The sequence below is a fragment of the Streptomyces sp. NPDC006261 genome, from assembly GCF_040613515.1.
Lineage (GTDB): Bacteria > Actinomycetota > Actinomycetes > Streptomycetales > Streptomycetaceae > Streptomyces.
Genome location: NZ_JBEXSI010000098.1, coordinates 1 through 14,592, shown reverse-complemented (window position 1 = coordinate 14,592; position 14,592 = coordinate 1). Strand labels below are relative to the sequence as shown.

At 74.2% G+C, this 14,592-nt stretch carries 2 protein-coding genes; both read left to right on the top strand.

Annotation, left to right across the window (positions count from 1 at the left end; translation table 11 throughout):
• Positions 1-54: 54 nt before the first annotated feature.
• Entirely contained in the window at positions 55-7,011 is a 6,957-nt protein-coding gene (locus ABZ154_RS33320) for a type I polyketide synthase (protein ID WP_356838095.1), read from the top strand.
• Between the two features lie 88 nt (positions 7,012-7,099).
• Positions 7,100-14,592 (top strand): type I polyketide synthase (locus ABZ154_RS33315; RefSeq protein ID WP_356838094.1); only part of this gene is annotated, 7,493 nt, incomplete at its 3' end.

Here is a 14,592-nt window from a genome sequence, read left to right as displayed (position 1 = left end):
CGGACTGCCGAGCCGGGTGTCGCCACCGGTACCCTGCGCCGGGACCAGGACAGCATGGCGCGTTTCCTGCTCTCCGCTGCCGAGGCCTTCGTGCGTGGGGTCGACGTCGACTGGGCGGGAGTCTTCACCGGTACCGGTGCCCGGCGCGTCGACCTGCCCACCTACCCCTTCCAGCACGAGCGTTTCTGGAACATCCCGGCCGTCATCGACCGGGTCGACGCCATCGATCCGCAGGACGGGGAGTTCTGGACCGCCGTCGAACGGGAGGACCTTCCCGCCCTGGCCACGACGCTGCGGACGGACGAGAACGCGATCGCAGCAGTGCTGCCCGCGCTCTCCGCCTGGCGCCGGAGCCGCAACGACCACTCCGCCATCGACTCCTGGCGCTACCGGGTGACCTGGTCACCGGTGGCGAAGGTCCCGCAGAGCACCCTCACGGGGACCTGGCTGGTGGTCGGTGCCGCAGGCGTCGACGACACCGAGGCCACCGGCCTGCTGACCGGAGCGGGCGCCGAGGTCACCCGCCTCGTCCTGGACGAGACCTGCGCGGACCGCGCGGTCCTCGCCGAACGGCTCGCCGACGCGGGCGAGTTCACCGGCATCGTCTCCGTGCTCGCCGCCGCCGAGGAGCGCAGCACCCGCCACCCCGGCCTCACCCTCGGCCTCGCGCTGACCGTCTGTCTGGTCCAGGCCCTCGGCGACGCCGGAGTCGACGCCCCGCTGTGGTTCCTCACCCGGGGCGCCGTCTCCACCGGTCCGGGCGACCCGCTGACCCACCCGGTGCAGGCACAGGTCGCCGGAGTCGGCTGGACCACGGCCGTGGAACACCCGCAGCGCTGGGGCGGGGTCGTCGACCTCCCGCCGGTGGTTGACCGGCGCGCCGCCGGACGCGTGGTCGCCGCGCTCGCGGGCGCGCTCGGTGACGAGGACCAGCTCGCCGTACGCCCCTCCGGAGTCTTCACCCGCCGCATCGTCCGCGCCCCGGCCGCGCGAAAGGGCCGCGCCCGCGCCTGGACTCCGCGCGGTACGACCCTGGTCACCGGTGGATCCGGGACCCTCGCCCCCGGCCTCGCCCGCTGGCTCGCCGAGCAGGGCGCCGACCACGTGGTGCTCGCCAGCCGCCGGGGCGTCGAGGCGCCCGGCGCCGCCGAACTCGTCGCGGAGCTCACCGAGTCCGGCACCGAGGCCGCCGCCGTCGCCTGCGACGTGACCGACCGGGCAGCGCTCGCCGCGCTCCTCGCGGACCTCAAGGCGGACGGACGCACCGTACGCACCGTCGTCCACACCGCCGCCGTCATCGAGCTGTCCACCCTGGCCGAGACCACGATGGAGTCCTTCGCCGACGTCGTGCACGCCAAGGTGACCGGGGCCCAGCACCTCGACGAGCTCCTCGACGAGGACGAGCTCGACGACCTGATCCTCTACTCCTCCACCGCCGGCATGTGGGGCAGCGGGCACCACGCGGCCTACGTGGCGGGCAACGCCTACCTCTCCGCGCTCGCCGTGCACCGGCGGGCCCGCGGTCTGCGCACCACCTCCGTGCACTGGGGCAAGTGGCCCGACGACGCCGAACGCGAACGGGCCGACCCGCACCACATCCGCCGCAGCGGACTCGCCTACCTGGACCCGCAGCTCGCCCTGCGCGGGCTGGGCCGGGCCCTCGACGACGACGAGACCGTCATCGGACTCACGGACATCGACTGGGACACCTACTACCCGGTCTTCACCGCCGGCCGCCCCACCCGCCTGTTCGACGAGGTGCCCGAGGTCGCCCGCCAGCTCGCCCCCGCCAGCGGACCTGCGGCCGCCCGACCCGCGACGAGCGGCCTCGCCGCACGGCTGAACGGACTGGAAGGCCCCGAGCAGGACCGGCTCCTGCTCACCCTCGTCCGCACCGAGGCGGCCGCCGTCCTCGGGCACGACTCCGCCGAGTCCTTCCCCGAGCGGCGCGCCTTCCGCGACGCCGGCTTCGACTCGGTGACCGCGGTGGACCTGCGCAACCGCATCGTCGCGGCCACGGGTCTGACGCTCCCCTCGACCATGGTCTTCGACCACCCCAGCCCCGTGGCGCTTTCAGCCTTCCTGAAGACCGCAGCCCTCGGCGGCGGCACCGAGGCCGAGGGGGCCGCGCGCACCGTTCCCGTCGGACCGGGGGGAGATGACGACCCGATCGCCATCATCGGCATGAGCTGCCGCTACCCCGGCGGTGTGAGCTCGCCCGAGGAGCTGATCAGGTTCGCCCTGGACGGCGCCGACGCGATCACCGAGTTCCCCTCCGACCGCCACTGGGACGCCCGCGGCCTCTACGACCCCGACCCCGACCGGCAGGGCCGGACCTACTCCGTCCGCGGCGGATTCCTGCACGACGCCGCGGAGTTCGACCCCGCGTTCTTCGGTATCTCCCCGCGCGAGGCCCTGTCCATGGACCCGCAGCAGCGCCTGCTCCTGGAGACCTCCTGGGAGGCGTTCGAGCGCGCCGGGATCGACCTGGAGACGCTCCGGGGCACCACCGCCGGCACCTTCATCGGCGCCAGCTACCAGGACTACTCGACGAGCGTGCAGAACGGCGCCGAGGGCTCCGAGGTCCACATGGTCACCGGTACGGCGGCCAGCGTGCTGTCCGGCAGGGTGTCCTACCTGTACGGATTCGAGGGGCCCGCGGTCACCGTCGACACCGCCTGCTCCTCCTCCCTGGTCGCGATGCACCTGGCCTGCCAGTCCCTGCGCAGCGGGGAGAGCTCACTGGCCCTGGCGGGCGGCGCGGCCGTCATGGGCACCCCGCACGCCTTCGTCGGCTTCAGCAGGCAGCGCGCGCTCGCGCTCGACGGCCGCTGCAAGCCGTTCTCCGACGACGCCGACGGGATGACCCTCGCCGAGGGCGTCGGGCTCGTCCTGATGGAGCGCCTTTCCGACGCCCGCCGCAACGGCCACCGCGTCCTCGCGGTCGTCCGCGGCTCGGCGATCAACCAGGACGGCGCGTCCAACGGCCTCACCGCCCCCAACGGCCCCTCCCAGCAGCAGGTCATCCGCCAGGCCCTGGCCAACGCCGGTCTGTCGGGCGGCGAGGTGGACGCGGTGGAGGCGCACGGTACGGGTACCCGGCTGGGTGACCCGATCGAGGCCCAGGCGCTGCTGGCCACCTACGGCCAGGACCGTGAGGAGGGGCGCCCGCTGTGGCTGGGCTCCCTCAAGTCGAACATCGGGCACACCCAGGCCGCCGCCGGGGTGGCGGGCGTCATCAAGATGGTCATGGCCATGAACGAGGGGGTGCTGCCCGGGACCCTCCACACCACCACTCCCTCCACGCACGTCGACTGGACCGCCGGAGCGGTGGAACTCCTCACCGCGCGGACCGACTGGCCGGACAGCGACCGCCCCCGGCGGGCCGGCGTGTCGTCCTTCGGGATCAGTGGCACCAACGCCCACCTGATCCTCGAACAGGCCGGCCCGGACAGCCGCACCGACGACCACCTGGACGCCGGTGAGGACCACCTCGTGCCGTGGCCGGTCTCGGCCAGGTCCGGCCCTGCCCTGCGCGCCCAGGCCGCCCGGCTGCTCGCCCTCACCGACGCCGACCAGGACCTCTCGCCCGCACGGGTGGGCCGGTCCCTCGCCACGACCCGCACGGTCTTCGACCACCGCGCGGTCCTGCTAGGCCGCACCCGGGACGACTTCCGGCACTCCCTCGAAGCACTGGCCACCGGCCGCAGCGCGCCCGGTGTCGTGCACGGCACCGCGGGCGAAGGCTCCCGCGGGCCCGTGTTCGTCTTCCCCGGCCAGGGCTCCCAGTGGTGGGGCATGGGCCGCGAACTGCTGGCTGAGTCGCCCGTGTTCAAGGAGGCTGTGGACGCCTGCGCCGTCGCCCTGGCCCCGTACACCGACTGGTCACTGCACGACGTCCTGGCCGGGAACGGAGACCCGGAGCTGCTCGAACGCGTCGACGTCGTCCAGCCCGCCCTCTTCTCGATGATGGTCGCCCTCACGGCCCTCTGGCGTTCGTACGGCGTCGAGCCGTCCGCGGTCGTGGGCCACTCGCAGGGCGAGATCGCGGCCGCCCACGTGGCGGGCGCGCTCAGCCTGGAGGACGCCGCCGCCGTCGTCGCCCTGCGCAGCCAGGCACTGCCCCGGCTCTCCGGCCTCGGCGGGATGATGTCCGTCGCGGCGCCCGTCGAGCGGGTGACCGCACTGCTGGAACCCTGGGGCGACCTGCTGTCCGTCGCCGCCGTGAACGGTCCCTCCTCGGTGATCGTCTCCGGTGACGCCGCGGCCCTGGACGAACTGCTCGCCGCCTGCGCGCGGGAGGACGTCCGGGCCCGCAAGGTGGCCGTGGACTACGCCTCGCACGGCCCGCACGTCGAGGCCGTACGCGAGGAACTGTCCCGCCTCCTCGCCCCGGTGCGCTCGACGGTGCCGCGCGTGCCGTTCTACTCCACGGTGACCGGCGCCCGGCTGACCGAGGCCGCCTTCGACGGCGACTACTGGTACACCAACCTGCGCACGACGGTACGCATGGAGGAGGCGACCCGGGCGCTGCTGGCGGACGGGCACCGCGTCTTCGTCGAGATGAGCCCTCACCCCGTGCTGGCCGCCTCCGTCCAGGAGACCCAGGAGACGGTGGAGGAGGCCGTCGCCGAGTCCGCGGTGGTGCTCGGCACCCTGCGCCGCGACGAGGGCGGCCTCCGCCGTTTCCTCGCCTCGCTCGCCGAGGCACACGCCAGCGGCACGACGGTGGACTGGACCACGGCGTTCCCGGCCGGGTCCGAGACTCCCGTCGACCTCCCCACGTACGCCTTCCAGCGCCGCGCCTTCTGGCCCGAGCCCCGGCCCGCGGACGCCACCGCCGCGTCCGGCGGGGGCCACGGCGCGGACGCCGCGTTCTGGGAGCTCGTCGAGAAGGAGGACCTGGAGACCCTGGCCGACGAACTGGGCGTCGGCGCGGACGCCGCGCGCTCCTCGCTCGGCGCCGTACTGCCCGCCCTGTCGACCTGGCGGGCCAGGGAACGCGAGCGCTCGGCCGTCAACGCCTGGCGCTACCGCGTCGACTGGACCCGGCTGGACGAACCGAACGCCGCCCCGCGGGGCCGCTGGCTCGCCGTCCTCCCGGCCGGCCGGGAGGGCGACCCCTGGATCTCCGCCGTACTCGCCGCACTCGGCCCGGACACCGTCCGCCTGGAGGCCGAGAACGGGCCGGGCGGCACGGACCGCGCCGCCTGGGCCAAGAGGATCGCGGACCTCGCCGAGGAAGGACCGGAGTTCACCGGCGTACTGTCCCTGCTGGCCCCCGTCGAGGAGCGCCTGCCCGACCACCTCTCGGTGCCCGCGGGGCTGGCCCTGACCCTCACTCTCGTCCAGGCGCTGGGCGACGCCGGACTCCGCGCCCCGCTGTGGTGCGTCACCAGGGGCGCCGTGTCCGTCGGCACGGACGACCGGCTCGCCCGGCCCGTCCAGGGCGCGCTGTGGGGACTCGGCCGCGTGGCCGCCCTGGAGCACCCTGACCGCTGGGGCGGCCTCATCGACCTCCCCGACGTGCTGGACGATCGCGCCGCCGCCCGGCTCGCCGGCGTACTGGCGGCCCCCGGTGGCGAGGACCAGATCGCTCTCCGACCGTCAGGGCTCTACGGCCGCCGCCTCACGCACGCGGCCCCCACGGCCGAGCGGCCCGAGCGGCGCTGGCAGGGCAGGGGCACGACCCTGATCACCGGCGGCACCGGCGGAATCGGCGGCCGGGTCGCCCGCTGGATGGTCGAACGCGGCGCCGCACACGTCGTACTGACCAGCCGCCGAGGCGAGGACGCCCCCGGGGCGGCCGAGCTCCGCGCCGAACTGGAAGGGCTCGGAGCCCGGGTCACCGTCGCCGCCTGCGACGCCGCCGACCGCGACGCGCTGGCCGGTGTGCTCGCCGCCGTCCCCGCCGACCTCCCGCTGACATCCGTCTTCCACGCCGCCGGTGTGGCGGAGGGCGACGACACCGTGGACGCCCTGACCCTCGACCGGCTGGACGCGCTGATGCGCTCCAAGCTGACGGCCGCCCTCCATCTGCACGAACTGACCGCCGGTCTCGACCTGGACGCCTTCGTCCTGTTCTCCTCGGGTGCCGCGACGTGGGGAAGCGGCGGCCAGCCCGGTTACGCGGCGGCCAACGCCTTCCTCGACGCCCTAGCCGAACACCGCAGGGCGCAGGGGCTCACCGCGGCGTCCGTCGCCTGGGGAACCTGGGCCGAGGTCGGCATGGCCACGGTCGACGAGGTCCACGAACGGCTGCGGCGTCAGGGCGTCATGCCCATGGAACCGCCGCTGGCGCTCGCCGCGCTCCAGCGGATGCTGGAGGACGACGACACGGCGCTCACCGTGACGCTCATGGACTGGGAACGCTTCACCCCGAGCTTCACCGCGACCCGGCCGAGCCCGTTGCTCTCCCGGATCCCGGAGGCGGTCCGGGCACTGGCCGCCGGGGACGGCGCACCGGCCGACGACGACGGGTCCGCCGTCCCGCCGCTCAGGCGGCGCCTCGACGCCCTGCCCACCGCGGAACGTGACCGCGCCCTGCTCGAAGCGGTCCGCACGGAAGCCTCCGCGACCCTCGGGCACGACGCGGCGGAGGCCATCCCCGCCGCCCGCGCCTTCCGCGACGTCGGCTTCGACTCCGTCACGGCCGTCGAACTGCGCAACCGCCTGCGGACGGCCCTGGGCCTGCCGCTGCCGGCGGCCCTGGTCTTCGACCATCCCACCCCGGCCGCCCTCGCCCAGCACATCGGCTCCCTGCTCTTCGGAGCCGCCCACGGACCGGCCGGGACCGACCGGTCCGACGACCCCGACGCGGAGATCCGCGACGCGCTCGCCGCCATTCCCATCAGCCGACTCCGCAGGGCGGGACTCCTGGACATGGTGCTCGAACTCGCCGCCGACGACACCGCGGACACCGCCGACCCGGCCCCCGGGGCGGCCGGGGCCGAGGAATCGCTCGACGACATGGACGCCGAGAGCCTGCTGCGGCTCGCGACCGAGATGTAGTGCCCTCCCGGCGGCGTACGTCCTGTCCGCCGCACGTACGCCGCCGGTCGCACGGCGCCTGCACACTGAATGAGATCTGGAGAGTCCGATGAGCACGTCCCCCAACAAGTACGTCGAGGCGCTGCGGTCGTCGCTGAAGGAGATCGAGCGGCTCCGCCAGCAGAACCAGCAGCTGGTGGCGGCCGCCGAGGAGCCCATCGCCGTCGTCGGGATCGGCTGCCGCTACCCGGGCGGGGTGACCTCCCCGGAGGACCTGTGGGACCTGGTCACCGAGGGCCGCGACGTCATGGCGGGCTTCCCCGCCGACCGCGGCTGGGACCTGGACCGCCTGGCGGGCGACGGCCCCGGCCGCAGCCTCGCCCAGGAGGGAGCCTTCCTGGACGGCATGGCGGACTTCGATCCCGCGTTCTTCGGGATCTCGCCCCGCGAGGCCGTCGCCATGGACCCCCAGCAGCGGCTGCTCCTGGAAGTGGCCTGGGAGGCGCTGGAACGGGCCGGGATCGACCCGGTCACCCTGCGCGGCAGCCGGACCGGGGTGTTCGTCGGCACGGCCGGACAGGACTACGCCTCCGTCATCAAGGCGTCCGACGAGGACGCCGAGCAGTTCTCCACCACCGGGCACGCCGCGAGCGTCATCTCCGGCCGGCTCTCCTACACCCTCGGCGCCGAAGGGCCCGCCGTCACCGTCGACACGGCGTGCTCCTCCTCGCTGGTGGCCCTGCACTGGGCGGCGCAGTCCCTGCGCAACGGCGAGTGCGGCATGGCCCTCGCGGGCGGCGCCTCCGTGATGGCGACCCCCGGCCCCTTCGTCTCCTTCACGGCCCAGAGCGGGCTGGCCGCCGACGGCCGCTGCAAGTCGTTCTCCGACGACGCCGACGGCACCGGCTGGGGGGAGGGCGCCGCAGTCCTCGTCCTGGAACGGCTCTCCGACGCCCAGCGGGCCGGCCACCCCGTCCTGGCGGTGCTGCGCGGCAGCGCGATCAACCAGGACGGCGCCTCCAACGGCCTCTCCGCCCCGCACGGCCCCTCGCAGCGGCGCGTCATCCGCGCCGCCCTGGAGAACGCCCGGCTCGCGCCCGCCGACGTCGACGTCGTCGAGGCCCACGGGACGGGCACCACCCTCGGCGACCCCATCGAGGCGCAGGCCCTGCTCGCCACCTACGGCCAGGACCGCGAACACCCCCTCCGCCTGGGCTCGGTCAAGTCGAACATCGGCCACACGATGGCCGCCTCGGGAGCCGCCGGCGTCATCAAGATGATCATGGCGATACGTCACGGGTGGATGCCGCGCAGCCTGCACGTGGGCGAGCCCTCCCACGACGTGGACTGGACGAGTGGATCGGTCGAACTCCTCGACGAAGCGGCCGCCTGGCCCGAGACCGGCCGCGCACGGCGCGCCGCCGTCTCCTCCTTCGGCGTCAGCGGCACCAACGCCCACGTGATCGTCGAACAGGCCCCCGCCGAACCCGCGAGCGCCCCCGACGAGGACGCCACGCCCCCCGCCGTCATCCCCTGGGTGCTCTCGGGCCGGTCCGCCGCCGCACTCGCCGAACAGCGCGACCGCTTGTTCGCGCACATCGGCCGCAACCCCGCACTGCGTCCGGTCGACGTCGGCCACTCCCTCGCCGTCGGCCGCTCCGCCTTCGAGTACCGTTGCGTCCTGCTCGCCGACCCCGCCGGCGCCACCGGCACCGACGCCCTCCCCGAGATCGCCGCCGGTGTCGCCGACGAAGGTCTGCTCGCCGTCCTCTTCTCCGGCCAGGGCTCCCAGCGCCTGGGCATGGGCCGCGAACTCCACGCCCGGTTCCCGGTGTTCGCCGCGGCCTTCGACGCCACCGCCGACGCACTCGACCCCCACCTGGAACGACCGCTGCGCGACATCGTCTGGGGCGACGACCCCGGACCGCTCGACGAGACCCGCTGGACCCAGCCGGCGCTCTTCGCCGTCGAGGTCGCCCTGTACCGCCTCGTCGAATCCCTCGGCGTCACCCCCGACTTCGTCGGCGGCCACTCCATCGGCGAGATCGCGGCCGCCCACGTGGCAGGAGTCCTCTCCCTGGAGGACGCCTGCCGCCTCGTCGCCGCCCGCGCCTCACTGATGGCCGCCCTGCCCGCCGGCGGCGTCATGGTCGCCGTGCAGGCCACCGAGGACGAGATCACCCCCCTGCTCGCCGGCCAGGTGTCCGTCGCCGCCGTCAACGGCCCCCGGTCCGTGGTGCTCGCGGGCGACGAGAGCGCCGTTCAGGGCATCGCCGCCCACTTCGAGGAGCAGGGCCGCAAAACGCGGCGCCTGCGCGTCTCGCACGCCTTCCACTCGCCGCTCATGGAGCCGATGCTCGCGGAGTTCCGCACCGTCGCGGAGAGCCTGGCCTACGCGGAGCCCCGCATCCCCGTCGTGTCCAACGTGACCGGCCGGATCGCCGACGTCACGGAGCTGTGCTCCGCCGCCTACTGGGTACGCCATGTCCGCGAGGCCGTACGGTTCGCCGACGGCGTCGCCACCCTCACCGGACGCGGCGTCACCACCCTGCTGGAGCTGGGCCCCGACGGGGTGCTCTCCGCCCTGGCCCCGGACTCCCTGCCGGAGCGGGCGGTGATGGTCCCGCTGCTGCGCAAGGACCGCCCGGAGGAACTCGCCGCCGTCACAGCCCTCGCACGCGTCCACGTCCGCGGCGCCACCGTGCGCTGGGCCGGCCTGTACGACGGGACCGGAGCCCGGCGCGTCGACCTGCCGACCTACGCGTTCCAGCGCAGGCGCTACTGGCCGGCCGCGGGCTCCGCCGCCACGGGCGACATACGCGCCGCGGGACTCGGCTCCGCCGGCCACCCCCTGCTCGGCGCTGCCGTCGAACTCGCCGACGGCCAAGGCGCCCTCTTCACCAGCAGGTTGTCGGTCCGTTCCCACCCCTGGCTCGCCGACCACGGTGTCCGGGGCCGCGCGCTGCTGCCCGGGACGGCCTTCGTCGAACTGGCGATCCGGGCCGCCGACGAGGTCGCGTGCGACCGCGTCGAGGAGCTGGCCCTCGCGGCACCCCTCGCCCTCCCCGAGGACGGCGCCGTACAACTCCAGGTGCGTGTCGGAGCCGCGGACGACGCGGGACGCCGCCCGCTCGGCATCTACTCCCGCGTCGAGGACGGCTTCGACCTGCCCTGGTCCCAGCACGCCACCGGTATCGTCGCCCCGGGCCAGGGCCCCGCGGAACCCCGCTTCGACGCCACCGTCTGGCCGCCCGCCGGAGCCGACCCCGTCGACCTCGAAGGATGCTACGAGCGCCTGGCGGACATCGGCTTCGACTACGGCCCCGCCTTCCGGGGACTGCGCGCCGCCTGGCGACGCGGCGACGAGGTCTACGCCGACGTCGCGCTCCCCGAGAACTCCGGCACGGACGCGGGCGACTTCGGCCTCCACCCGGCACTGCTCGACGCGGCCCAGCACGCGGCGGCCTTCGCCGACCTCGGCGCCATCAGCCGGGGCGGCCTGCCCTTCGCCTGGGAAGGCGTCTCACTGACGGCCTCCGGCGCCACGGCCGTACGCGCACGACTGGCCCCCGCGGGGGACGACACCGTCTCCATCGAGGTGTACGACACGGCGGGCGACCCCGTCCTCACCGTGGACTCCCTGGTCTCCCGCTCCGTCCCCTCCGCCGGCCCCGGGGACCACTCCGCCGTCCACCGCGACGCGCTGTTCCGGGTGGCCTGGACCCCGCTGAAGAACACCGCCGCCGCCGGGCCCGACGACGTGGCCGTGATCGGCGCCGACCCGCTCGGCACGGCCGACACCCTGCGCGCCGCCGGCACCACGGTCACGACCCACCCCGACCTGGCCGCCCTCGCGGCGTCGGACGCACCCGTCCCCGCCGTGGTCGTCTCCACCGTGTCCGGCGCGGACGCGAACGCCCTCACCGCGACCCACTCCCTCGGCGCCGACGCCCTCGCCGGCCTGCAGCGGTGGCTGGAGGAGGAACGCTTCTCCGACGCCCGCCTGGTCCTCGTGACCCAGGGAGCCCACACGGGCGACGACCTCGCCGCCGCGTCGGTCCACGGCCTCGTCCGGACGGCCAGGACCGAGAACCCGGGACGCTTCGGCCTCCTGGACATCGACCCCGGCACGGCCTCGCTTCCCCCGCAGGCCTTGCCGGCCCTCCTCCGCTCCGCCCTCGCGGCCGGCTCCGGCGAACCGGACCTCGCGATACGGGACGGAGAGCTGCTCGCCGCCCGCCTCACCCGGGTCACCGCCCCCCAGGAGCGGACCGCCTGGAACCCCGAGGGCACCGTCCTCATCACCGGAGGCACGGGCGGCCTCGGCGGCGCCCTCGCCCGGCACCTGGTCACCGACCGCGGCGTGCGGCACCTGCTGCTCGTCAGCCGCAGGGGCCTCGCCGCCGACGGCGCCGACACCCTCCGCGCCGAACTGACCGGACTGGGCGCGCAGGTGGCCGTCGCGTCCTGCGACGTCACCGACCGGACCGCACTCGAAGAACTCCTGGCGGCCGTTCCCGCCGCACACCCGCTCACCGCCGTCGTCCACACGGCGGGCGTCGTCGACGACGGAGTGATCGGCTCCCTGACACCGGAGCGGCTGACCGCTGTCCTGCGCCCCAAGGCGGACGCGGCGTGGCACCTCCACGAGCTGACCCGCGGGCTCGACCTGGCCGCCTTCGTCGTCTTCTCCTCCGTCGCCGCCACCCTCGGCAGTCCCGGGCAGGCCAACTACGCCGCCGGCAACGCCTTCCTCGACGCCCTCGCCACCCACCGCAGGCACCACCGGCTGCCGGCCCACTCCCTCGCCTGGGGCCCCTGGACCCGTAGCGTCGGCATGACCGGCAGCCTCACCGCCATCGACGTGGAGCGCATCACCCGCTCCGGCATGCCCCCGCTCTCCGTGGAGCAGGGCCTCGCCCTGTTCGACGCAGCCCTCGCCTGCGACGAGGCGACTCTCGCCCCGGTACGTCTCGACCTGCCCGTCCTGCGCGCCCAAGGCGACATCGCCCCCCTGATGCGCGGCCTCATCCGAGCCCCGGGACGCCGGGCCGCGGCCGTACAGACCTCCCGGACGGCGGGAGGCCTCGCCCAGCGGCTCACCGCCCTGGACGCCGCCGAACAGCGCGAGACCCTCCTCGGCCTCGTCCGCGAACAGATCGCCCGAGTTCTGGGCCACGCCGACGCGACGGAGGTCGAAGCGTCCCGCCAGTTCCAGGACCTCGGCTTCGACTCGCTGACGGCGGTCGAACTGCGCAACGGCCTCAACACCGTGACCGGCCTGCGCCTGCCCGCGACCATGGTCTTCGACTACCCGACCCCGAGCGCCCTCGCCGACCACATGCGCGACGAACTGCTCGGCACCGACCCCCCGGCCGCCCCGGCAGCCCCGGCGGCCTCCGGTCCCTCGCTCATCGACGACCCCATCGCGATCGTCGGCATGGCCTGCCGCTACCCGGGCGGCGTGACCTCGCCCGAAGACCTCTGGCACCTCGTCACCGAAGGCGTCGACGCCATCACCGGCTTCCCCACCAACCGGGGCTGGGACCTCGACGGACTCTACGACCCCGACCCCGACCAGCCCGGCAGGACCCACGTCCGCGAAGGCGGATTCCTGCACACGGCCGGGGAGTTCGACCCCGACTTCTTCGGCATGTCGCCGCGCGAGGCGATGGCCACCGACTCCCAGCAGCGACTTCTCCTGGAACTCTCCTGGGAAGCCGTCGAGCGCGCCGGGATCGACCCGGCCACCCTGCGCGGCAGCCGGACCGGTGTCTTCGCAGGTGTCATGTACAACGACTACGGGCCGCTCCTGACGGGCGAGGAGTACGAGGCCTTCCGCGGCAACGGCAGCGCACCGAGCGTGGCCTCGGGCCGCGTCTCCTACACCCTCGGCCTCGAAGGTCCGGCCGTGACGGTGGACACTGCCTGCTCCTCCTCACTGGTCGGCATGCACCTCGCGGCCCAGGCCCTGCGCAGCGGCGAGTGCTCACTGGCACTGGCCGGCGGTGTCACCGTGATGTCCACGCCCAGCACCTTCATCGAGTTCTCCCGGGCCCGCGGCCTGGCCCCCGACGGCCGCTCCAAGCCCTTCTCCGATTCGGCCGACGGCGTCGGCTGGTCGGAGGGCGTCGGCATGCTCGTACTGGAACGCCTCTCCGACGCACACCGCAACGGCCACCAGGTACTGGCCCTGCTGCGCGGCAGCGCGATCAACCAGGACGGCGCTTCGAACGGCCTGACCGCCCCGAACGGCCCTTCGCAGCAACGAGTGATCAGGCAGGCGCTGACGGGCGGAGGACTCCGCCCGGACGACGTCGACGTGGTCGAGGCGCACGGCACGGGCACGACCCTCGGTGATCCGATCGAGGCACAGGCCCTGCTGGCCACGTACGGGCGCGACCGGGATCCGGAGCGTCCGCTGTTGCTGGGCTCCGTGAAGTCCAACATCGGCCACACGCAGGCCGCCGCCGGTGTCGCCGGTGTCATCAAGATGGTGATGGCGATGCGACACGGTGTCGTACCGCAGACCCTCCACGTGAGCGAACCGTCCTCGCACGTCGACTGGTCGGCGGGCGCGGTGGAACTCCTGACCCGGCCGATGCCCTGGCCGGAGACGGACCGGGCGTGGCGCGCGGGCGTGTCGTCGTTCGGGATCAGCGGGACGAACGCGCACGTCATCCTGGAGCAGGCGCCCCCGCGCCCCGACAGCACGGTTGCCGCCGACACCGAGGTGAAGCCGAAGGTGGTGCCGTGGCCGCTCGCGGGGCGGACGCCTCGGGCCCTGGCCGATCAGGCGGCGCGGCTGCTGCCCTTCGTCGGGACCGCGTCGACCCCGCGACCGCTGGACATCGGATACTCACTGGCCACGAGCCGCTCCCTGTTCGACCACCGTGCGGTGGTCCTGGCGGCCGACCCCGACGGAACCCGGCGGACGCTGACCGCACTGGCTGCCGGTGAACCCGACGCGTCGGCGGTCACGGGCCAGGTGGCGAGCGGAAGGCGCGCTTTCCTCTTCTCGGGTCAGGGTGCGCAGAGGCTCGGTATGGGTCGTGGGTTGTACGGGGCGTTTCCGGTGTTCGCGGAGGCGTTGGACGCGGCGTGTGTGCTGTTGGACGCGGGGTTGGGTTGTTCGCTGCGTGAGGTGATGTGGGGTGGGGACGCCGACCTGCTGAACGACACCGGTTTCGCTCAGCCGGCGTTGTTCGCGGTCGAGGTGGCGTTGTTCCGGCTGGTGGAGTCGTGGGGTGTGGCTCCTGATTTCGTGGCGGGGCATTCGATCGGTGAGATCGCGGCTGCTCATGTGGCGGGGGTGTTGTCGCTGGAGGATGCCTGCGCGCTGGTGGTGGCGCGGGCGTCGTTGATGCGGGCGCTGCCTGAGGGTGGCGCGATGGTCGCGGTGCAGGCGACGGAGGACGAGGTGCTTCCGCTGTTGTCCGACGCGGTGTCGGTCGCCGCGGTCAACGGGCCTGCTTCGGTGGTGGTGTCCGGTGATGAGTCGGCAGTCCTGGCGGTGGCCGCGCGGCTGGAGGGGCTGGGGCGGAAGACGACGCGTCTGCGGGTGTCGCACGCGTTCCACTCGCCGTTGATGGATCCGATGCT

Coding starts and splice junctions, on each gene's coding strand:
- ABZ154_RS33320 (WP_356838095.1), top strand. CDS start 55: ATGGCGCGTTTCCTGCTCTCCGCTGCCGAGGCCTTCGTGCGTGGGGTC.